We start from the raw sequence: 21,319 nt of genomic DNA on the forward strand, positions 1-21,319 counted from the left end.
ACTGCACAGTCACAGCGCCAAGGAGAGCATCATGAGTCATAAGGCCACCCTGGCGGTACGCACCGGGATTGAGACAGACACACAGCACGGTGCCGTGGTGCCCCCCATCTACCTCTCCAGCAACTACACCTTTGCCGACTTTGGCGAGCCCCGTCAATACGATTATGCCCGCTCCGGCAACCCGACCCGCACCAATCTGGCGGACGCGCTGGCGGCCCTGGAAGGGGGCGCCGGCGCCGTGGTGACCGGCACCGGCATGGGAGCCGTCCATCTGGTCACCACGGCCCTGCTCAAGGCGGGGGATCTGCTGATCGCCCCCCACGACTGCTACGGCGGCACCTGGCGCCTGTTCGAGTACCTGGCGGCCAAGGGCCACTACCGGGTGCAGTTCGTCGATCAGGGGGACGAAGCGGCGCTCGCCGAGGCCCTGGCGCAGCAACCGGCCCTGGTGTGGGTAGAGACCCCTTCCAACCCCCTGCTGCGGGTAGTGGACGTGGCCGCCATCGCCGCCGCCTCCCATGAGGTGGGTGCCAGGGTGGTGGTGGACAACACCTTCCTCTCCCCGCTGCTGCAACAGCCGCTGGCCCTCGGCGCGGATGTGGTGGTTCACTCCACCACCAAGTACATCAACGGCCATTCCGACGTGGTGGGCGGGGTCGCGATCGCCAAGGAAACCGAGCTGGCCGAGTCCCTGGTGTGGTGGGCCAACTGTCTGGGGCTCACCTCCGGCGCCTTCGACTCCTACCTCACCCTGCGTGGCCTGCGCACCCTGGCGCCGCGCCTGCGTGCCCATCAGGAGAATACGGATCGCATTCTCGCCTTCCTGCAGCAGCAGCCGCTGGTCAAAAAAATCTATCATCCCAGCCTGCCGAGCCACCCGGGCCACGAGATTGCGCGCCGTCAACAGTCCGGCTTCGGCGCCATGCTAAGTTTTGAACTCGATTGCAACGAGACGGGGCTGCGCGCCTTCCTCGCGGCGCTGCGCCTCTTCTCGGTGGCGGAATCCCTCGGCGGGGTGGAGAGTCTGGTGGCCCATCCGGCCAGCATGACCCACAGGGCCATGACCCCGGCGGCGCAGCAGGCGGCGGGCATCAGCGCCCAGTTGCTGCGCCTCTCGGTGGGCATAGAACACGGTGAAGACCTGGTGGCCGATCTGGCTCAAGGCTTTGAACAGGCGCAGTTGGCACAACAGGCAGAACAGGTGAAGTAATGGAACAGCAACAGCAAGGAGAGAGTGCGGTGGCGGCAGAGAGAGCCTTGAAGCGGCGTCATGTGCACAAGTTTGGCGGCAGCAGCCTGGCGGATCCTGTCTGCTATCGCCGGGTCGCCAGCATTCTCGAACAACAGGCCGAGCAGCAGGGCGGTGGCAGGGAGCTGGTGGTGGTCTCCGCCGCCGGCAAGACCACCAACCGGCTGATCCAGCTGGTGGAGCTGGCCGAGGCGGGTGACGAGGCCGCAGGGGAAGCCATCACTGCCCTGCACGCCTACCAGCAGAGCCTGATCGACGGCCTGCTGGAGGGGGAGTTGCTGCTCGACTTGAGCCAGCAGCTGACCGACGACATGCAGCAGATCGCCAAGACCCTGGAAGGGCAGTTTGATCGCTTCGAGCGCAACGGCCTGCTGGCCTTTGGCGAGGTGTGGTCGGCGCGCCTGCTGGCCGCCCTGCTCAGCAGCCGCGGCGACAAGGCCATCTGGCTCGACGCCCGCAGCTTCCTGCGCGCCGAGGATGGCGCCCTGGTCAAGGTCAATACCGCCATCTCCAGCGAGCTGCTCAAGGCCCGCCTGGCCGAGCACCCCGGCCGCATAGTGGTGACCGGCTTCATCGCCGCCGACATGGAGGGGCGCTCCTTGCTGCTCGGCCGCAACGGCTCCGACTACAGCGCCAGCCTCTTGGCCGCCCTGGCGGACGGGGAGTCCACCACCATCTGGAGCGACGTGGCCGGTGTCTACAGCGCCGATCCGCGCCGGGTGAAGGAGGCGCGCCTGCTGGAGCGCCTGAGTCTGGCCGAAGCCAACGAGCTGGCCCGCCTCGGCTCCTCCGTGCTCCATTCCCGTACCCTGCAACCCGTGGCCGACAGCCGCCAGCGCCTCACCCTGCGCTGCAGCTACAACCCGGACGAGGGGTGTACCCACATACTGCGCCGGGCACCGCGCTCCGGTGGGGCCCGCATCGTCTCCTCGGTGGATCAGATTGCCCTCATCGAGCTCAAGGTGCTGCCGCAGACCCATTTTGATCAGACGGTAGCGGCTATCGAAGCCCATCTGGCCCGCCATCGCCTCAATCCGCTCACCCTACAGCGCCAGCCGGATCGGCGGGTGCTGCGCCTGGCCTACACCCTGGAGGTGGCACAAGGGGCCTTCGAGGTACTGCGGGACTTCCAGCTGCAGGGCAGCTTCACTGGCCTCATCCAGAAGGAGGGGTTCAGCCTGGTGGCCCTGGTGGGGGCAGGGGTGACCGACAACGCCGAGCAGTGTCACCGCTTCTATCAGCTGCTGGCGGATCAGCCCCTGGAGTTCGTGCAGGTGGCCAGAGACGGCCTGAGTCTGGTGGCCGTGCTGCGCCAGGTGGTGCTGGAGCCCCTGCTCATCGCCCTGCACAGCGCCCTGTTCAGCCGTCCGACCCGGGTCGGTCTGGTGGTGTTCGGCAAGGGCAACATAGGCGGTCACTGGCTGGCGCTCTACGCCCGCGAGAAGGCGCGGCTCGAGCACGAGCTCAATCTGGCGCTCACCCTCTACGGGGTGTTCAGCTCGGAAGGGGGCCTGCTGGACGAGGAGGGGCTGGATCCCCTCAAGGTGCGCGACAACTTCAATCCCAAGCCGCTGATCTGGCCGGAGCTCTTGTCCCAGCTGGAGCAGCATGGCTTCGATGCGCTGATCGCCCTGGACCTGACCGCCAGCGAGACGGTGAGCCGCTACTACCCGGACTTCGCCCAGCTCGGCTGCCACATCATCGCGGCCAACAAGTTTGCCGGCGCCGCCGACAGCGAGTTCTACCAGCGCATCAAGCAGACCTGCCGCGATCATCAGGTGCAGTGGCGCTACAACGCCACCGTGGGTGCCGGGTTGCCCATCCAGTCCAGCATCCAGATGCTGCGCCAGAGTGGGGATCGCATCCAGGGAGTTTCCGGCATCTTCTCCGGCACCCTCTCCTGGCTGTTCCAGCAGTATGACGGCAGCCGCCCCTTCTCCGAGCTGGTGGACGAGGCCTGGCAGCACGGTCTGACCGAGCCGGATCCCCGCGAGGATCTCTCCGGTCAGGACGTGCGCCGCAAGCTGCTGATCCTGGCGCGGGAGGCGGGGTTCGAGCTCGACTCCGCCGACATCGAGCTGGAGAACCTGGTGCCCGTCTCCCTGCGCAAGGTGAGCACGGATCAGTTCATGGACAGGCTCAAGGAGCTGGATGATCCCATCCAGACCGCCTTCGAGGGGGCCCGCCGGGTCGGCAAGGTGCTGCGCTACGTCGCCCGCTTCGAGCACGATGGCAAGGCGCGGGTCGGTCTTGAGACCCTGGAGCCCCACCACCCGTTCGCCAACCTCTTGCCCTGCGACAACGTGTTCGCCATCGAGAGCGACAGCTATCGCACCAACCCCCTGGTCATTCAGGGGCCGGGGGCGGGGCGCGAGGTGACCGCCGCCGCCATTCAGTATGATCTGTGGCAGATCTGCGCCAGCCTCTAAGAGCCTGGTGGATGACACAGAGAAGAGGCGCCCAAGGGCGCCTCTTCTCGTTGGTGGTCACAATGCCTTACCAGAACAGCCTGCCCAGCAGGGGGGCGAGCAGCACTGTGGCCATGCCGGCTATCATCATCACCATGCTGGAGACCACCCCCTCCTCGTTGCCCATCTGGTACGCCCTGGCGGTGCCGGCGCCATGGGCGGAGGCGCCGAAGCCCGCCCCCTTGCCGAGGCGGCTGCGGATGGCGAGCACCGTCAGCACACTCTCCCCCACCGCCATGCCGATCACCCCGGTCAGCACCACGAACAGGGCGGTGAGATCGGCGTTGCCGCCCACGGAGCGGGTCGCCTCCACCGCGAAGGGAGTGGTGATGGATCTCATGGCCATGCTGCGCTGCAACAGTTCGGAGAGGTTGAGCCAGCGGGCCAGCAGCACTGTGCTGCCCACCGCCATCACCACAGAGGCGATCACCCCCACCGACAGGGAGAGCCAGTGGCGGCGCATCAGCGCGCGGTTCTCGTAGACGGGCACCGCGAAGGCGACGGTGGCCGGGCCCAGCAGCCAGAGCAGCCAGTGGGATTCGGCCATGTAGTCCTGATAGGGGATGTGGAACAGCACCACCACGGCCACCAGCAGGGCGGGGGCCAGCAGCAGCGGCATCAGGGGCAGGATGCGTTTCTTGCCATAGAGCCACTTGCTGGCGTAGTAGAACAGCAGGGTGAGGGCGAAGCAGAGCAGGCCGAGCAGGGTGTCAGACATGGCGGCGACTCCGGCGGGCCAGCTTCAGCTCCAGGCGATAGACCCTGTCCACCACCAGGGCCGTGGTGCCGAGTACCAGCACAGTGCTTGTCACCAGCACCACCATGATGCGCCACCCCTCCTGCAGCAGCAGATCCTGATAGTTGACCACTGCCACCACGGCGGGCACGAAGAACAGCAACATCTCCGCCAGCAGCCAGCGGGCCCCGGCGCTGAACCACTGGGCCTTGACCACCCCGAGCAGGATGCAGACCAGCAGCAACAGCATGCCGGTGAGGTTGGCGGGCAGGGGCAGGTGGAAGGTGCGTACCGCGGTGTCGGCCAGCAGCCAGATGGCTGCCAGCAGGGCGATTTGGAAGGGGGTTTGCAACCAGCGAAGGCAGAAGGCTTTCATGATGGGCGTCTTTCTGTGAACCTGGTCACAGTATAAGCGGGGGCCAAACCTGCAAAAAATGAATTTAAATTATGAAAAATATGCCAAATTGGCATTATTTGGCGATCACCCCAGACGAGCGTCCCATGGATATCCGAGCCCTGCGTTACTTTGTCGAACTGGTGCGGGAGAAGAGCTTCACCCGCGCCTCCGAGAAGCTGTTCGTCACCCAGCCCACCATCAGCAAGATGATCCGCAGCATGGAGGAGGAGCTGGGCCAGCCCCTGCTCAATCGGGAGGGGCACAGCTTCACCCTGACCGACAGCGGCCAGGTGCTGTTTGCCCGTGGCCAACTGATCCTGGCCCAGATGCAGCAGCTGGAGGCGGAGCTCGCGGATCTTCAGAGCCTGCAGCACGGGCGCCTGGCGCTGGGCATACCGCCCATGGTGGGTCACGTCTATGCGGATCTCATCCGCGCCTACCGCAGCCGCTACCCCAAGGTGGAGCTCTCCATAGTGGAGTACGGCGGGCGCCGCATCGAGCAGGCGGTGCTGGAGGGGGAGCTGGATCTCGCCATCACCATGCTGCCGACCAGGGAAGAGGGGGTGCTGAGCGCCCTGGAGCTGGACTGCTATCCCATTCAGGTGGTGCTGCCGGACCTGCCCCGCTGGCGGGCGTGTGCCGAGATCCGGCTGGAGGATCTGCAGGAGGAGCCTTTCCTGCTCTACACCCAGGCCTTCACCCTGAGCGAGCGGCTGGAGCAGGCCTGCCAGCAGGCGGGCTTCACCCCCCAGGTGGCGGCGCGCAGCAGCCAGTGGGACTTTCTCACCGCCATGGTGCGCAGCGGCATGGGGGTCGCCTTCCTGCCCGAGCCCATCTGCCGGCGGCTGACCCCGGACGGTCTGGTGCTGAGGCCCTTGCTGCCGGAGCTGAGCTGGCGGCTCGGGGTGATCTGGCCGAGTCGGCGCTACCTCTCCCGCACTGCCGAGGCCTGGCTCGCCCTGTGTCGCGAGCAGGGGGCGCGGGGCTAGGCGCTACTTGCCGACCTTGTCCCCCTGTGTCGCGAGCAGGGGGCACGGGGCTAGGCGCTACTTGCCGATCTTGCCCTCCTTGTCGTGGGGAGGCATGCCGAAGGCATCCCGGGCCGGATCATAGAGATAGGATCTGTAGTCGCTCCCCTCGCCGGGCAGCTGGGGATTGTTCAGCCTGAACAGCTGGCGCGAGGCCAGTTGGGTGAACGCCAGGGAAGGTTGGAAATGCTGGCGCCAGAGCTGCTTGAGGGAGCCGTCCTGCCAGGCCAGCCGCAGGCCGAGCTGGATGCGCTCGCGCTCCTTGTGGTAGGTGGCATGACTGTAGAAGGCGTGGATCAGCGGGTAGAAGAGGGCCACATGGCGATCGACGGCGAGGGTCGGCAGCCTGGGGTGGTGAGTCTCCCACTCCGCCAGTATCTCGTTGGCGCCGCGACAGAAGAGATCGACCCTGCCACGGGCCACCATGCGAAACAGCGACTCGTAGTTGTCCACCTCCTGCACCTGGAAGCCGTTGTGGCGCAGGATGTCGGCATCCTGCCACCCCTTGCCACTCCCCTGACTGAACGCCTGAAGCTGGGCCAGGGTGCGGACCCCGGCCAGCGCCTCAGCACGGTCGGCGCCGACGAAGCAGACCCGGTAACCGAGAATGCCGAGATCGATGGGGAAGGGGATCAGGCTGACCTCGGGGTGAGGTGTCTTCTGGGGCCAGTTGTCGACGATGAAGAGGGCATTCTTGCCCGCTTTTTGCACCTCGAGCCGCATCCGCGCCTTGTTCATCTTGAGGGAGTCACGCAGCTCGTATTCGCCATATTGCTGGCGGGTCTTCTCCAGCGCCAATCGCATCGCCTCCCGGTAGTAGTCCATGCGGGCATCCTGTTCGTTTTCCGGGCTGAGCAGGGTAAATCGGGTGGCCGCCATCGGGGAGGAGGAGAGGGAGAGCGTGAGGAGCAGGAGCAGGAGTCGATACATCTTGGCCGGGTTCTACAACGGGATTGTGCCCATTATAGTTCGGTGCCCCAGCGGCGACACAACGCTATTGGCCCCCGGCTCCTCTGACCTCTGGGGCTGGCCTCAGACGGCATTTATCTGCGACCTCAACAGGCAGCAGAGTGTGATGATGGGACCCGGGCTCTGCTGGCCTAACCTCAGACCGATTCCATCAGGGCGCCCAGCTGGCGGCACAGCTGGCGCAGGGTCTGGTTGTCGAGGCAGCCGAAGCCGAGCAGCCAACCCTCCCGGGTGGGAGGGGCGAGGTGATACTGGCGCAGGGGGCGCAGCCCCAACCCCCGGGCGTTGGCCGCCTCAGTCCAGCGGGCCTCGCCCCCGGTGGGGAGCAGCACGGCGCACTGCAGCCCGGCGCCGCTGTGGATGGGGGTGAGTCTTGGGCAGTGCTCGGCCAGCTCGGCCAGCAGCAGATCCCGCCGGCTCTGGTAGACGAGACGGCTCTGGCGCAGGTGGGTGGCGAAGTGGCCGGCGCGGATGAAGTCCGCGGTGACCGCCTGCTGCAACTGGTTGCTGTGGCCGTCGACGGCGGCGCGGGCCCGGCTGAAGGCCTCCATCAGGGGGCGTGGCAAGACCAGGTAGGCGAGGCGCAAGGAACCAAACAACACCTTGCTGAAGGTGCCCACATAGAGGACGCGCCCCTGGCCATCCAGCCCCTGCAGGGCGGGGAGCGGCCGCTGATCGTACTGGTACTCCCCGTCGTAGTCGTCCTCCAGGATCCAGGCCCCGCGCCGCTCGGCCTCCGCCAGCAGCGCCATGCGGCGCGGCAGGCTCATGGGGACCCCGAGGGGGTACTGGTGGGCCGGGGTGCAGTAGATGAGCCTGGGGCTGGGGTGTTCACCGGCAGGATTGAGCCCCTCGGCGTCCACCGGCACCGGGTGGATGCGGGCGCCGGCGCTCTCCATGGCGGTGCGGGCCCCGGGATAACCGGGATCCTCCACCCAGACGGTGTCACCGGCATCGATGAGCAGCTGGGTCGCCAGCAATATGCCCTGCTGGGAGCTGGTGAGGATCAAGATCTGCTCCGGCTCGCACACCACGCCCCGCGACTGTACCAGGTAGCTGCTGATGGCACTGCGCAGCTCCCCGAGCCCTTGCGGATCCCCGTAATTCATCCAGTCGCTGGCCCCCTGGCGCCACTGGTGCTGCATCAGGCGACCCCAGAGCGCCTGGGGAAAGAGGCGGGGATCCGGCTGGCTGGAGGCAAAGGAGTTGCCCACCTCGGGCACCTCGTGACAGGCCCCCCCTTGCGCCATCTCCTGACCACGGCGTGAGAGCCCCGCCGCCGACTGGGACGGGCGCGGTGCGGGGCGCACCGCCGCCAGGGCGACGAAGCTGCCGGCCCCCACCTTGCGCACCAGATACCCCTCCGCCTCCAGCCGGCCATAGGCCAGCTCCACAGTGCTGCGGGAGATGCCGAGATCCCGGGCCAGCATGCGGCTGGCCGGCAGCCTGCCGTGCAGCGGCAGATGACCCGCCAGTATGGCTTCACGCAGGGTGCGCACCAGCTGTTCGTGCAGGGGAAGATCGTTTTGCTGCTGGTCGGCAAAGAGGGTTGGCAGAACTGTCATTATGCTGGCTCGTGCGGTGAGATTGGTCTGCCCATATTGGCAAAATTGGTCGGCGTGGCAAGGCCATTTTGTCGCTACATTGGTGGGCAAGGAAGTGAAGCAATCTCATTGGCAACACACATTGGCTACAGAAGGAGTCTGCATGTCGGAATACAGTGCCACCATCAGCTGGCAGCGAGGGGCCAGCGAGCCCTTTGTCGATCAGCGCTACAGCCGGGCCCATGAGTGGGCGTTTGACGGCGGAGTCAGGGTGCCCGCCTCCTCCTCCCCCCATGTGGTGCCCTTGCCCTGGTCGGTGGCCGAGCACGTGGATCCCGAGGAGGCCTTCGTCGCATCCCTCTCCAGCTGTCACATGCTGACCTTCCTCTGGCTGGTCGCCAGGGCGGGTTATCTGGTGGAGAGCTACCGGGATGAGGCCGTCGGCGTCATGGAGAGAAACGAGCAAGGTCGCCAGTCCATCACCCGGGTCACCCTGCGTCCCAGGGTGCGGTTTGGCGGCGAGCACCGGCCCGATCTCGCCGCGCTGGAGCGGCTGCACCACCAGGCCCACGAGGAGTGCTTTATCGCGAACTCGGTCAACACAGTCGTCACCACAGAGATAGCGCTGTAATCACAAGGAGGTTCAGGATGAGTCATGTATTGAGTACCGGGGTTGCGAGCCCACTGGAGGCCAGCGCCTTCTTCGAGGCCCAGTTGAAGTTTCGCACCGATCCGGCGGATCTCGCCGCCGATCTGCTGGCCGGGGAGGCGGGTGAAGGGGGCAGCATAGTGGTCATCGACACCCGCTCCCCCGCGCACTACGCCGAGGGCCATATCCCGGGCGCCATCTCCTTCCCCCATCACACCATGAGCCCGGCGACCACCCAGGGGCTGTCGCGGGACAGGGTCTATGTCTGCTACTGCGATGGCATCGGCTGCAACGGCTCGACCCAGGGTGCGTACAAGCTGGCGGCGCTGGGCTTTCGGGTCAAGGAGCTGATCGGCGGCCTGCACTGGTGGCGCCAGGACGGCTTCGCCGTCGCCACCGGCAGCGAACCTGGGGTGCTGCTGGAAGGGGGGATCGCCTGTGCCTGCTGAACCCATCCTCAACGATCATGACCAGCCCCTGGGCGAGTCTCTGCCCGACTGGCGTGGCGCCGAGTTTCCCCCTCACCGGGTGCTGAGCGGCTGGGGCTGTCGCCTGGAGCCGCTCGATCCCGAGCGCCACGGCGGCAGCCTGTGGCAGGCCTTCAGTGCCGACAGCGGGGCCATGTGGACCTACCTCACCAGCGGCCCCTTCGAGGATGAGGCGGCCATGCAGGCCTGGCTGCGAGGAGTCGTCGCCAGGGTCGATCCCCAGTTCTATGCCATTGTCGATGCGGTGAGCGGCCGGGCGCTGGGGCTCGCCAGCTACCTGCGCATCGACCCCGCCGCGGGCAGCGTGGAGGTGGGCTGGCTGCACTTCTCGCCGGCCCTGCAGCAGTCGCGGCTGGCGACGGCGGCCATGGCGCTGATGATGGCCAATGCCTTCGCCCTGGGGTATCGCCGCTACGAGTGGAAATGCAATGCTTTGAACCGGCCCTCCTGGCAGGCGGCGCTGCGGCTCGGTTTTTGCTATGAGGGGACCTTCCGCCAGGCCCGGGTCGACAAGGGTCACAGCCGGGATACCGCCTGGTTCTCGGTGATAGATGGCGAGTGGCCCGCCCTGCAGGGCTGTTTCGAGCGCTGGTTGGCGGATGCCAACTTCGACGAACAGGGGCGCCAGCGGCTGCGCCTCTCCGAGCTCACCGCCGCCTGCCGGGTCGCGCCATAAGCCTGTGGCCCCTTGGTCTGACTGGCAAAACGAGAGAGGCCCCGATTGCGGGGCCTCTTCCGTGCGGGATGTTGTTTAACGGGGCTTATTCATGGTGCTCGTCCCTTAGTGTTCACCGATGGGCGCGGCTATCCAGTTCATCAGGCGCACCATGTCCTCTGGGGCTACCCCGACCGAGAGGCCGCGCTTGCCGCCACTCACCAGTATCTCGTCAAAGGCCATGGCGGAGTCGTCCAGCACGGTCGGCAGCAGCTTCTTCTGGGCCAGCGGACTGATGCCTCCCACCTTGTAGCCGGTCAGCTTCTCGGCGTCGGCCGGCTTCATCATCTCCACCTTCTTGAGGCCGGTGGCCTTGGCGAGCTGCTTGAGGCTGCACATGCCCGACGAAGGCACTATGGCGACCACCGCCTGCTTGTCGTGGTGGGCCAGCAGGGTCTTGAACACCTGAGCCTGGGGCAGGCCGAGCTGGGTCGCGGCATGCTTGCCGAAATCGTCGTGGGCCTCGCACTCGTAGGGGTAGAGCTTGTGGGGGATCTTGAGCTTCTTCAGCAGGTTGATGGCGGGTGTCATGGGGTCTCCTCGGGCCGAAACAAGGCCAGACAGTCTGCGCTTGGGCGGCGGGCATGGCAAGTGGCCGTCCTCGATGGCGCGCATCTCGAGCGGGCCCCAATAGCGAAATGGCCTCTTCACACCTATGCTCTGGGACCGTCCCCCTTCACGCCTATACTGGCTGTGATCAGATGTTGGCGATCGAAAGGAATCGTGGCCATGAATACCCCAGCAAACAGCTTCATCGACATGGGCCCCCTTGGGCGTTATGACGCCCTTGCCCGGCTGACTGCCCTGGACCGTGCCTATGGCATAGTCGAGTTTGATCCCGATGGCCGCATGGTGTCGGTCAATTCACTGTTTTGTGACATCCTCGGCTATGCCCCCGAGGAGTTGATCGGTCAGCCCCACCTGCTATTGCTTCCCCCCGAGCAGCAGGGGGAGCACGATCGCTTCTGGCAGGGGGTACTCAGCGGCGAGATCCACTCGGGGTCGTTTCGCCGCATCATGGGTGGGGGAGGCTGTGTCTGGATCCACGCCACCTATATGCCCATCACCGACGAGGAGGGAATACTGATCGGGGTGGTCAAGCTGGCCCACGACATCACCTCGGAGGTGATGGCGAAGCAGCGCGTCGAGCAGCAGAGCCAGTTGTTCGACATAGTGGTGGCCGCCCATCAGAGCTTTCTGCTCGATCGCAATCTCGGCTCCGCCTGCGACACCGTCTTCGAGCGGCTGCTGAGCGTGAGCCAGAGCGCCTATGGCTTCATCGGCATCGTTCAGTACGAAGACGGGCACCCCAGCCTCTACATCCCCTCCATCTCCAACATCTCCTGGGACCAGGCTACCCACGCCTGGTACGAGCAGCAACGCCAGAACAGAGGGGGGCTCATCTTCAACAAGCTGGACAACTTGTTCGGCCACGTGGTCACCCACAACACCCTGGTGTGCTGCAACGATCTGCCGAGTCATCCGGCGAGTCGCGGCGTCTCTCCCCGGGGTCATCCCCATCTGGACAGTTTTCTCGGCATCCCCATACGCCACAAGGGGGAGGCCATCGGCATGATAGCCCTGGCCAACCGCCCGGGCGGCTTCGACGAAACCCTGGTGAGCTTGCTGGAGCCGCTCACCACGGCTCTGGGCACCCTGATCCACGCCCGCAATCTGGAGGACGAGCGCAGCCGCATGGAGCGGGTGCTGCGCTTCAACGCCGAACACGACTTTCTCACCAGGCTGCCCAACCGCAGCAGCTTCTTCAGTCAGGCCAATGTCCTGCTCGATCACCTCCAGCGCCATCCAGCCGAGGGGGAAGCCTGTTGTCTGGTCCTCATCGACATCGACTTCTTCAAGCAGATCAACGATGAGCATGGCCACCTTGCCGGGGATGCGGTGCTCGAGGAGCTGGCCCGTCTGCTGATGCAGGCAGTGCGCAGCCAGGATCTGGTGGCGAGGTTCGGCGGCGAGGAGTTCATCATGCTGCTGCGCGGCACCACTCAGGAGGAGGCCCGCACCATCATGGACCGCACCCGCCAGCAGATAGAGCGCCACCCCTTCCTGCATCAGCGCCAGGGGATAGCCGTCACCATCAGCGTGGGCCTCACCCCCTATCAGACGGAGTATCGCTGCATGGATGACTGGCTGCTGTGCGTGGATCAGCGCCTCTACGAGGCCAAGCGGCAGGGACGCAACCGTATTGCCTAGGGTGGCTGGATAGCCGAAATAGAAAGGGCGCCATATTGGCGCCCTTTTATGTCAGCTGGATAGCCCTGCCATCAACCCGTGTTGCGCATGCCTGCCGCAATACCGGCGATGGTGACCATCAGTGCCTGATCCAGCTCGGGGTGCAGGGTCTCAGGGTTCTTGCGCGAGCGACCGAGCAGCTCGACCTGCAGCACGTTGAGGGGATCCGTGTAGGGGTTGCGCAGCTTGATGGACTCCTTGATCCAGGGCTGGTCGTCGAGCAGGTCTCCCTGCGGGCGCAACTGCAGCACGATCTGGATGGAGTCAGCAAGCTCCTGGCGCAACTGCTTGCCCAGGTTCCACAGCTCTTGCGGCACCAGACGGGTGTCGTAGTACTCCGCCAGCCAGAGGTCGGCCTTGAGGAACACCATCTCCAGCATCTCGAGGCGGGTGCGGAAGAAGGGCCACTGGCGGCTCATCTCTTCCAGCACGCTCTTCTGACCGTCCGTGATGGCATGCTCCAGCCCCTTGTGGGCACCGAGCCAGGCCGGCAACATCAGCCGGTTCTGGGTCCAGGCGAAGATCCAGGGGATGGCGCGCAGACTCTCGACGCCACCGTTGGGCTTGCGCTTGGCCGGGCGTGAGCCGAGCGGCAGCTTGCCAAGTTCCATTTCAGGGGTGGCGGCGCGGAAGTAGGGCACGAAGTCCGGGTGACCGCGCACTATGCTGCGGTAGTGATCGCAGGAGACGGTGGCCAGTTGCTCCATCACGGCGCGCCAGCTCTCTTTGGGCTTGGGGGGCGGCAGCAGGTTCCCTTCCAGCACGGCGCTGGTGTAGAGGTTCAGGCTGTGAATGGCGACTTTCGGCAGACCGAACTTGAAGCGGATCATCTCCCCCTGTTCGGTCACTCGCAGCCCACCGCGCAGGGATCCCGGCGGTTGGGACAGGATCGCCTGATGGGCGGGGGCGCCGCCACGGCCGACGGTGCCGCCACGGCCATGGAACAGGGTCAGGCGCAGATTGCTGGCTTCGGCCAGCGCCACCAGAGATTCCATGGCGGCGTACTGGGCCCAGCCGGCGGCCATCATGCCCGCATCCTTGGCGGAATCCGAGTAGCCGATCATCACGTACTGGCGACCCTGGATGTAACCGCGATACCAGTCCACCGACAACAGGCGCTCCATCACGGCGGTGCCCGCCATCAGGTCTTCCTGGGTTTCGAACAGGGGGGCGACCGGCATGCGGAACTTGCAACCGGCTTCTTTCAGCAGCAGCTGTACCGCCAGCACGTCGGACGGGGCGCCCGCCATGGAGATGATGTAGATGCCGAACGCATCCGGGTCGTGCTGGGCGATCACCCGGCAGGTGTCTATGGTCTCGCGGGTCTCGTCGCTCGGCTCCCAGTCGGTCGGGATCAGCGGGCGGCGGGAGTTGAGCTCGTTGAGCAGGAAGGCCTGCTTGTCGTCTTCGCTCCACTCTGCGTAGTCGCCCATGCCCAGATAACGGGTCAGCTCGGAGAAGACCTGACCGTGGCGCTCGCCATCCTGACGTATGTCCAGCTTGACCAGATGGATGCCGAAACAGGCCAGCTTGCGCAACACATCCAGCAGCATGCCATCTGCGATGTTGCCCATGCCGCAGGCGTGCAGCGAGTGGTAGCAGAGCTCCAGCGGCTCGCGCAACTGGGCTGTGGTGGTGATCAGGTCGCGGCTCTCGCTCACCTGACCCTGCACCTTGGCGGTGAGGTATTCCTGGGTCTCGCGCAGCGCTTCACGCAGCTCGCGCACCAGGGCGCGGTAGGGCTCGGGGTGATCGCCCACCCGCTCGCGTACGGCCTCGGTGCAGTCGGACATGGAGAGCTCGGAGGTGAGCTCCTTGATGTCCTTGTAGAAGAGGCTCACCGCCATCCAGCGGCCCAGTTCCAGCACCTCTGCGGTCACCTTGGCGGTGACGAAGGGGTTGCCGTCACGGTCACCGCCCATCCAGGAGGTGAACTTGACCGGCGCTGCATCCAGCGGCAGGCGCACACCCAGGTGGTGTTGCAGCCGTTCGTCCAGGTTGCGCATGAATTCGGGAATGGCCGGCCACAGGCTGTTCTCCACCACGGCGAAGCCCCACTTGGCCTCGTCCACCGGGGTCGGGCGCTGTTCGCGGATCTCGTTGGTGTGCCAGGCCTGATTGACCAGCTGTTCGATGCGATTGAGGATCTTGTCCCGCTCGCGGGGCAGCAGATCGGAGAGTTCCAGCGCTTCCAGGCAGTCGTTGAGCTGGACGTGCTTGTGGATCAGGGTGCGACGGGTCACCTCGGTCGGGTGAGCGGTCAGCACCAGATCGATATCCAGCTCGCGCACCGCCTGGATGATGGCTTCCTGGGAGAGGTTGGAGGCTTTCAGCTTGGCGAACATCTGCTCCAGGGGATCCGGCGTGCAGACCTGCTCTTCGCAGCGGCGGGAGATGGTGTGGAACTGCTCCGCCACGTTGGCCAGGTTGAGGAACTGGCTGAAGGCGCGGGCCACCGGCAGCAGCTCGTCATCGGAGAGGGTACGCAGGGTCTCGAGCAGGCGCTCTCTGTCCGTCTCGTTGCCTTTGCGGGAGGACTTGGCCAGTTGACGAATGGTCTCAATCTTGTCGAGGAAGGCTTGACCCTGATGATCCTTGATGGACTTGCCCAGCAGTTGGCCCAACATGCCTACGTTGGCCCGTAGTGCGGCGTACTTTTCGTTCATTCCACATCCTTATTTTGTTGGTGCCCCTTGACCTTCCGGGGGGAGAGGCAGCCTCACTTATTGTTGTGCGATTACAACATATGCTCCGTCATCTTAGGGGGACAATCTACCCAGATTGTCTGCGCAAGGTCAAATAACAAGCCGATTCAGAACATGTATTTCCCTCACCTGTCCCGAGGCGGCATGTCATGTAACTTACTTACATTCCCGTCGAGCTAGACGCAGAAACGCCGGATCAGGTGCTGCAGCACCGCCGTGGTCGGTTTGACGAACGACAGATCCAGATACTCGTCCGGCTGATGGGCCTGGGTGATATGGCCCGGGCCCATCACTATTGTCTGGCATCCCAACTGCTGGATAAAGGGGGCCTCGGTGCAATAGTTCACGGACTCGGCCGCCCGGCCGCTCGCCTTCTCGGCCTCACGTACCAGATCCGAGCCATCCTCGCAGGCATAGGCCGGAATGGGCTCGTGCAGGTGCTGCAGGTGCAGGCAACCCGGCTGGTGAACTTCGATGGGGGAGAGCGCTTCTTTGAGCATGCCCATCAGCTCGTCCGGCCCCACCTGGGGGGTGGGGCGCATGTCGATGTGCAGTTCGCAGCAGCCGCAGATGCGGTTCGGGCTGTCGCCCCCCTGGATGTAGCCCAGATTCAACGTGGGCTGAGGCACGGCGAATCTGTGGTCGGCATAGCGATCCTTGAGATCCCGCTGCAGCTTGAGCACCTGGCCCATGGCCTGGTGCATGATCTCCATGGCGTTGACTCCGTTGGCGGGATCCGAGCTGTGGCCGCTCTTGCCCGTGATGCGGATGGCCTCCGACATGTGGCCCTTGTGGGCCACCACAGGCACCAGGCCGGTGGGCTCACCTATCACCGCATAGTCGGGCTTGATCTCGGCGGCCGCGGCGATGGCACGGGCTCCCGCCATGGTGGTCTCCTCGTCGGCGGTGGCCAGGATGCGCAGCGGCTTGGTGAGGGTGGTGAGGTCGATCTCTTTCAGCGCCTCCACGATAAAGGCGAAGAAGCCCTTCATGTCGATGGTGCCGAGCCCATATAAGCGGTTGCCCTCCTCGGTCACCTTGAAGGGATCCTTGCTCCAGCCCCCCTCGTCGAAGGGAACAGTATCGGTGTGGCCCGCCAGCAGCAGACCGCCTTCTCCCTGGCCTATGGTGGCCACCAGATTGAACTTGCCGGGCAGCTCCGGCAGCGCCGTCACTTCACACTGAAAGCCGAGTTGGCCGAACCAGTCGGCCAGCAGCCGGATCACCGCCTCGTTGCTCTGATCCCAGTGCGGATCTGTGCTGCTAATAGAGGGAATCGCAATAATATTCTTATAAAGTGCAAAAAAATCCAGATTGGCCATCAGCTGCTCCTTGCGTCCCCGGAACGTTTCTGTTAGAAAATACAAATGCAAAGTGAGTGCATGAATATTCTGTGAGTTTGCCTGAATTCGTGGCTCATCAACAAGGCTTCTAGTTGTAAGGGAAAGTTAATGTTCTGTCACCTGATCTATAACCGACGACACAACCCCGCCTGAATTGCCCCTCCGCACTCGTTGCATTGAAGGGGCGGTTCCTCACCCCTTGCACTGTCTGCAGCGCCATGCTGTGAATTTCGAACTCTGACTTGGAATACTCAAAAATGCTTAACACCGTTATCGTCGGTGCCAGTGGCTACGCGGGGGCCGAACTGGCCGCACTGGTCCAGAACCATCCAGAGCTCAAGCTGTTCGGCCTCTATGTCTCCGCCGGCAGCCAGGACGCCCACAAGCGCTTCTCTTCCCTGCATCCCCAGTGGGTCGGTGAGCTGGATCAGCCGCTGCTGCCGCTGGACGAGGACGGCATGACCCGGATCCTGACCCAGGCCGATCTGGTGCTGCTGGCCACCGCCCACGAGGTGAGCGCCGAGCTTGCCCCCAAGTTCCTGGCCAAGGGGCTGCCGGTGTTCGATCTCTCCGGTGCCTTCCGGGTCAAGGATCAGGGGTTCTACGCCTCCTTCTACGGCTTCAGCCACGAGAGTGAGCAGTGGCTGGAACAGGCCGTCTACGGTCTGGCGGAGTGGAATGCCGAAGCCATTGCCGCCGCCCAGCTGATTGCGGTGCCCGGCTGCTACCCGACCGCCTCCCTCTGCGCCCTCAAGCCGCTGCAGCAGGCCGGTCTGATTGCCGAGGGATGGCAGCCCATCATCAACGCTGTGTCCGGCGTCTCCGGGGCCGGTCGCAAGGCGGCCATCAATACCAGTTTTTGCGAAGTGAGCCTGAGCCCCTACGGCACCTTCAACCACAGGCATCAGCCGGAGATCAGCCACCACCTCGGCAAGGGGGTGCTGTTCCAGCCCCACCTTGGCAACTATGTGCGCGGCATACTGGCCACCATCTATGTGCAACTGGCGGATGGGGTGACGCAGACCCAGGTGGATCAAGCCTATCTCAAGGCCTATGAAGGCAAGCCCTTGGTGCGCCTCACCGGCCAGATGCCCTCCATCCGTGGCGTGGCCAACACCCCTTACTGCGACCTCGCCTGGCAGCAGCAAGGCAACATGCTGGTGGTGGTGTCCGCCATCGACAACCTGCTCAAGGGCGCCGCCTCCCAGGCGATGCAGTGCATAAATATCAAGTTTGGTTTTGAACCGGCCACCGGCCTGATTTAACGCTTTAAGGAAGGATCGAGAAGATGGACAAGCAGACGCTGGTAATCAAGTTGGGCGGTGCCCTGATCGAGAACGACGAGGCCCTGACCGCCCTGTTCGCTACCCTGAAAACCTTCCTGGACGATCAGCACCGTCCCCTGGTGCTGGTGCACGGTGGTGGCTGCCTGGTGGATGACCTGCTCAAGGGGCTGGGGATGACCTCCACCAAGAAGAACGGCCTGCGGGTCACCCCGTTCGAGCAGATCCCCTTCATCGCCGGGGCCCTGGCGGGTACGGCGAACAAGATGATGATGGCCAAGGCCATCGCCACCGGCATCCCTGCCGTGGGGCTCTGCCTCGCCGACGGCGGCCTCTGTCAGGTGACCCAGCTCGACCCGGATCTCGGCGCCGTGGGTGACTGCCAGCCGGGCAACCCGGCGCTGGTGGCCGGCATCCTGGGGCAGGGCTTCCTGCCGGTAGTGAGCTCCATCGGCATCACCGCCGATGGTCAGCTGATGAACGTCAACGCGGATCAGGCGGCCACCGCCATTGCCGAGGCGCTGGGCGCCGATCTGGTGATGCTTTCCGACGTGAGTGGCATTCTGGATGGCAAGGGCAAGCTGGTGCCGCAACTGGACAAGCAGAGCGCGCTGGACCTGATGGAGAAGGGGGTTATTCGCGATGGCATGGCGGTCAAGGTGAAGGCAGCGCTGCACGCCGCCGAGACCCTGGGCAAACCGGTCTGTGTCGCCAGCTGGCGCTACCCGGACCAACTGCTCAAGCTGTTGGCGGGCGGCGCCGTCGGCACCCAAGTCACCCTCTAATCCTGGCCGGAAAAAGGAACATCCGATGCAACATCTTCTGAAAGACAGCGACTTGAGCAAGGCACAGATCGAGGCGCTGATAGCCCTCGGCAAAGCGGTCAAGGCGGACCCCAAGAAGTACGGCCAGGCGCTGGCAGGCAAGAGCGTGGTCACCTTGTTCGAGAAGCCCTCCCTGCGCACCCGGGTCACCTTCGACATCGGCATCGCCCGGCTCGGCGGTCACAGCGTCTACCTGGATCAGCAGAACGGCGCGCTCGGCAAGCGGGAGTCGGTGAAGGATTTCGCCGCCAACCTGTCGCGCTGGTGTGACGCCATTGTCGCCCGGGTGTTCGATCACCAGACCCTGGTCGAGCTGGCGGAGCATGGCTCTGTGCCGGTGGTGAACAGCCTGTGCAACCTCTACCACCCCTGCCAGGGGCTGGCGGACTTCATGACCATTGCCGAGCATTACAGCGACCTCTCCAAGGTGAAGCTGGCCTACCTCGGCGATGGCAACAACGTCAGCCACTCCCTGCTGCTCTTGGGGGCGACGCTGGGCACCGATGTGACCCTGGTCTGCCCCAAGGGCCATGGCCCGGATACCCAGATCTTCCTGCAGGCCCAGGCGCTGGCTGCGCAATCTGGTGCGCACATCAACATCAGCGATGACGTGGGCGCCATCGAAGGCTTTGACGTGGTTTATACCGACACCTGGGTTTCCATGGGTGACAACACACCAATGGAGCAGGTAAAAGATATCTTCATGCCTTATCAGATCAACCAGGCCCTGCTCGATCGCACCGGCATCGCCCACGTGCTGCATTGTCAGCCGGCGCATCGGGAGCTGGAGATCACCTCGGAGGTCATGGACGGACCAGCCTCCCTCATCATGGATGAGGCAGAAAACCGGATGCATATCCAGAATGCCGTGCTGCTGACGCTGTTGGGTCATAAATAAGCCGGCGACCGACCCTGAATCACAACCTTATCGAATCATCACGGAGAGAAGTAAATGAGCGGAATCAACAAGATCGTACTGGCTTACTCGGGCGGACTGGATACCTCGGCCATCATTCCCTGGCTGAAAGAGAACTACGATGCAGAGATCATCGCCTTCGTCGCCGACGTCGGTCAGGAGCGTGACGATCTGGAAGGGATCGAGCAAAAAGCCCTCGCCTCCGGCGCCACCAAGTGCATCGTCAAGGATCTGCGGGAAGAGTTCGTCAAAGAGTACGTCTATCCGACTCTGAAGACAGGCGCCGTCTACGAAGGCACCTACCTGCTGGGCACCTCCATGGCCCGTCCCATCATCGCCAAGGCGATGGTGGAAGCGGCCCTGGCGGAAGGGGCCGACGCCATCTCCCACGGCTGTACCGGCAAGGGCAACGACCAGGTGCGTTTCGAAGGCGCCGTGGCCGCCCTGGCTCCCCAGTTGAAGGTCATCGCTCCCTGGCGTCTGTGGGACATGCGCTCCCGGGAAGATCTGCTGGCCTATCTGGAAGCCCGCAACATCCCCTGCAAGGCGACCCTGAAGAAGATCTACAGCCGCGATGCGAACGCCTGGCATATCTCCACCGAGGGTGGCGAGTTGGAAAGCACCTGGAACGAGCCGTCCGAAGCGGTCTGGCAGTGGACTGTGTCCGCCGAGCAGGCACCGAACGAGCCGGAATACGTCAAGCTGACCGTGGCTCAGGGCGAAGTGGTGGCCGTTGACGATCAACCGCTGACTCCGCTCCAGATCCTGATGACCCTGAACGAGCGTGCCGGCAAGCACGGCGTGGGTCGTATCGACATCACCGAAAACCGCATGGTGGGCATGAAGTCCCGTGGCTGCTACGAGACCCCGGGTGGCACCGTCATGGTCGCCGCGCTGCGCGCCGTGGAAGAACTGGTACTGGATCGCCCGACCCGCGCCTGGCGCGAGAAGCTGGGTGCCGAGTTCTCCCACCTGGTCTATGACGGTCGCTGGTTCACCCCGCTGTGCAAGGCCATTGTCGCCTCCGCCAACGCCATCGCCGAGGATCTCGATGGTGAAGTGGTGCTGAAGATGTACAAGGGTCAGGTCACGGCAGTGCAGAAGAAGTCGCCGAACAGCCTCTACTCCGAAGACTTCGCCACCTTCGGCGCCGACGAAGTGTATGACCAGAGCCACGCGGAAGGCTTCATCCGTCTCTACACCCTGGCCAGCCGGATCCGCGCCATGAAGGAGCAGCATCAGGCCATCGGCGGTGACCACACCCACGGCTAACCCTCGAGGTTTCAAGCCGCAGAAAACCGGTGAGGGGGCTTGGCCCCCTCACTTATAAGCGGCGACCTGATTTCCTCGTCTGTAAGCGGGGGGAAGGATAACCGATGAGCTGTGACAAGAGCGGCAGCGCCTCGGCTGCTTCTGTGAGATAACAGGGACGGCTTTCAATGAGGGGTGTGCTTTGCCCCCTTCTCCCCTTGCGGGAGAAGGGTTGGGGATGAGGGGGGAATTGCCCTCACCCTGGCCCTCTCCCAAAGGGAGAGGGAACCGATCGAGGTCAGGTGTGGTGGCAGCTCATTTTTTGTTGGCAGATTAACCACGATTTACCCGTAGATCACCGTTTTGCTCCCTTCACCCCTCGCGGGAGAAGGGTTGGGGATGAGGGGGGAATTGCCTTCACCCTAGCCCTCTCCCAAAGGGAGAGGGAACCGATCGAGGTCAGGTGTGGTGGCAGCTCATTTTTTGTTGGCAGATTAACCACGA

At 64.3% G+C, this 21,319-nt stretch carries 18 protein-coding genes; 11 read left to right on the plus strand and 7 right to left on the minus strand.

Annotated elements, in window-relative coordinates:
- Nucleotides 1-31 precede the first annotated feature (31 nt).
- Nucleotides 32-1,210, plus strand: coding sequence for a cystathionine gamma-synthase (metB, locus tag ACB030_RS11435; protein ID WP_371159848.1), 1,179 nt, complete (start codon nt 32-34; stop codon nt 1,208-1,210).
- The gene (locus ACB030_RS11440; protein WP_371159850.1) at nt 1,210-3,678 is read left to right on the plus strand and encodes a bifunctional aspartate kinase/homoserine dehydrogenase II; all 2,469 of its coding nucleotides are present in this window, start codon (nt 1,210-1,212) and stop codon (nt 3,676-3,678) included. The genes metB and ACB030_RS11440 overlap by 1 nt, the downstream gene beginning before the upstream one ends.
- A 67-nt stretch (nt 3,679-3,745) precedes the next feature.
- On the opposite strand, the gene ACB030_RS11445 is transcribed toward ACB030_RS11440, so the two are convergent.
- Together ACB030_RS11445 and ACB030_RS11450 are read right to left on the minus strand one after the other, a co-directional pair.
- On the minus strand, nt 3,746-4,435 hold the full coding sequence (locus ACB030_RS11445) for an LrgB family protein (RefSeq protein ID WP_139433957.1): 690 nt from the start codon (nt 4,433-4,435) through the stop codon (nt 3,746-3,748).
- Nucleotides 4,428-4,829, minus strand: a complete 402-nt coding sequence (locus ACB030_RS11450) for a CidA/LrgA family protein (protein WP_042648380.1) — start codon at nt 4,827-4,829, stop codon at nt 4,428-4,430. The genes ACB030_RS11445 and ACB030_RS11450 overlap by 8 nt, the downstream gene beginning before the upstream one ends.
- Nucleotides 4,830-4,954: 125 nt before the next feature.
- On the opposite strand from ACB030_RS11450, the gene ACB030_RS11455 reads away from it, so the two are divergent.
- Entirely contained in the window at nt 4,955-5,839 is an 885-nt protein-coding gene (locus tag ACB030_RS11455; protein ID WP_371159853.1) for a LysR substrate-binding domain-containing protein, read from the plus strand.
- 57 nt (nt 5,840-5,896) lie between these two features.
- Here the strand turns inward: ACB030_RS11455 and ACB030_RS11460 are convergent, their stop codons facing one another.
- Together ACB030_RS11460 and ACB030_RS11465 are read right to left on the minus strand one after the other, a co-directional pair.
- Nucleotides 5,897-6,808, minus strand: coding sequence for a hypothetical protein (locus ACB030_RS11460; protein WP_371159855.1), 912 nt, complete (start codon nt 6,806-6,808; stop codon nt 5,897-5,899).
- Nucleotides 6,809-6,984: 176 nt separating this feature from the next.
- The gene (locus ACB030_RS11465; RefSeq protein ID WP_371159857.1) at nt 6,985-8,412 is read right to left on the minus strand and encodes a PLP-dependent aminotransferase family protein; all 1,428 of its coding nucleotides are present in this window, start codon (nt 8,410-8,412) and stop codon (nt 6,985-6,987) included.
- Between the two features lie 142 nt (nt 8,413-8,554).
- Here ACB030_RS11465 and ACB030_RS11470 point away from each other — a divergent pair, with 142 nt between their 5' ends.
- From ACB030_RS11470 to ACB030_RS11480, 3 genes are read left to right on the plus strand one after another with little or no spacing between them, the layout of a single operon-like run.
- Entirely contained in the window at nt 8,555-9,022 is a 468-nt protein-coding gene (locus ACB030_RS11470; protein ID WP_371159859.1) for an OsmC family protein, read from the plus strand.
- A 17-nt stretch (nt 9,023-9,039) separates the two neighbouring features.
- Nucleotides 9,040-9,489: a rhodanese-like domain-containing protein gene (locus ACB030_RS11475; protein WP_371159861.1), complete on the plus strand. Its 450-nt coding sequence runs from the start codon at nt 9,040-9,042 to the stop codon at nt 9,487-9,489.
- On the plus strand, nt 9,479-10,204 hold the full coding sequence (locus ACB030_RS11480; RefSeq protein WP_371159863.1) for a GNAT family N-acetyltransferase: 726 nt from the start codon (nt 9,479-9,481) through the stop codon (nt 10,202-10,204). Before ACB030_RS11475 ends, ACB030_RS11480 begins: the two co-directional genes overlap by 11 nt.
- A 105-nt stretch (nt 10,205-10,309) precedes the next feature.
- On the opposite strand, the gene ybaK is transcribed toward ACB030_RS11480, so the two are convergent.
- Complete coding sequence (gene ybaK / locus ACB030_RS11485; protein ID WP_371159865.1) at nt 10,310-10,774, minus strand: Cys-tRNA(Pro) deacylase; 465 nt, start codon at nt 10,772-10,774, stop codon at nt 10,310-10,312.
- A 198-nt stretch (nt 10,775-10,972) separates the two neighbouring features.
- Here ybaK and ACB030_RS11490 point away from each other — a divergent pair, with 198 nt between their 5' ends.
- The gene (locus tag ACB030_RS11490) at nt 10,973-12,454 is read left to right on the plus strand and encodes a diguanylate cyclase (protein ID WP_371159867.1); all 1,482 of its coding nucleotides are present in this window, start codon (nt 10,973-10,975) and stop codon (nt 12,452-12,454) included.
- Between the two features lie 71 nt (nt 12,455-12,525).
- Here ACB030_RS11490 and ppc read toward each other — a convergent pair whose 3' ends face one another.
- Entirely contained in the window at nt 12,526-15,159 is a 2,634-nt protein-coding gene (gene ppc / locus ACB030_RS11495; RefSeq protein WP_205642484.1) for a phosphoenolpyruvate carboxylase, read from the minus strand.
- A gap of 215 nt (nt 15,160-15,374) precedes the next feature.
- The gene (gene argE, locus ACB030_RS11500; RefSeq protein ID WP_371159869.1) at nt 15,375-16,520 is read right to left on the minus strand and encodes an acetylornithine deacetylase; all 1,146 of its coding nucleotides are present in this window, start codon (nt 16,518-16,520) and stop codon (nt 15,375-15,377) included.
- A 278-nt stretch (nt 16,521-16,798) separates the two neighbouring features.
- On the opposite strand from argE, the gene argC reads away from it, so the two are divergent.
- The 4 genes from argC to ACB030_RS11520 are packed head-to-tail and all read left to right on the plus strand — an operon-like array spanning nt 16,799 to nt 20,836.
- Nucleotides 16,799-17,806, plus strand: coding sequence for an N-acetyl-gamma-glutamyl-phosphate reductase (gene argC, locus ACB030_RS11505; RefSeq protein WP_371159871.1), 1,008 nt, complete (start codon nt 16,799-16,801; stop codon nt 17,804-17,806).
- Between the two features lie 23 nt (nt 17,807-17,829).
- Nucleotides 17,830-18,609: an acetylglutamate kinase gene (gene argB, locus ACB030_RS11510; protein ID WP_005324857.1), complete on the plus strand. Its 780-nt coding sequence runs from the start codon at nt 17,830-17,832 to the stop codon at nt 18,607-18,609.
- Nucleotides 18,610-18,634: 25 nt separating this feature from the next.
- Complete coding sequence (locus ACB030_RS11515) at nt 18,635-19,546, plus strand: ornithine carbamoyltransferase (protein WP_371159874.1); 912 nt, start codon at nt 18,635-18,637, stop codon at nt 19,544-19,546.
- Between the two features lie 54 nt (nt 19,547-19,600).
- A complete protein-coding gene (locus ACB030_RS11520; RefSeq protein WP_371159876.1) occupies nt 19,601-20,836 on the plus strand; it encodes an argininosuccinate synthase in 1,236 nt (411 codons plus the stop codon).
- Nucleotides 20,837-21,319 lie beyond the last annotated feature (483 nt).

Origin of the sequence: Aeromonas sp. S16(2024) (assembly GCF_041403065.1) — a bacterium.
Classification (GTDB): Bacteria; Pseudomonadota; Gammaproteobacteria; order Enterobacterales; family Aeromonadaceae; genus Aeromonas.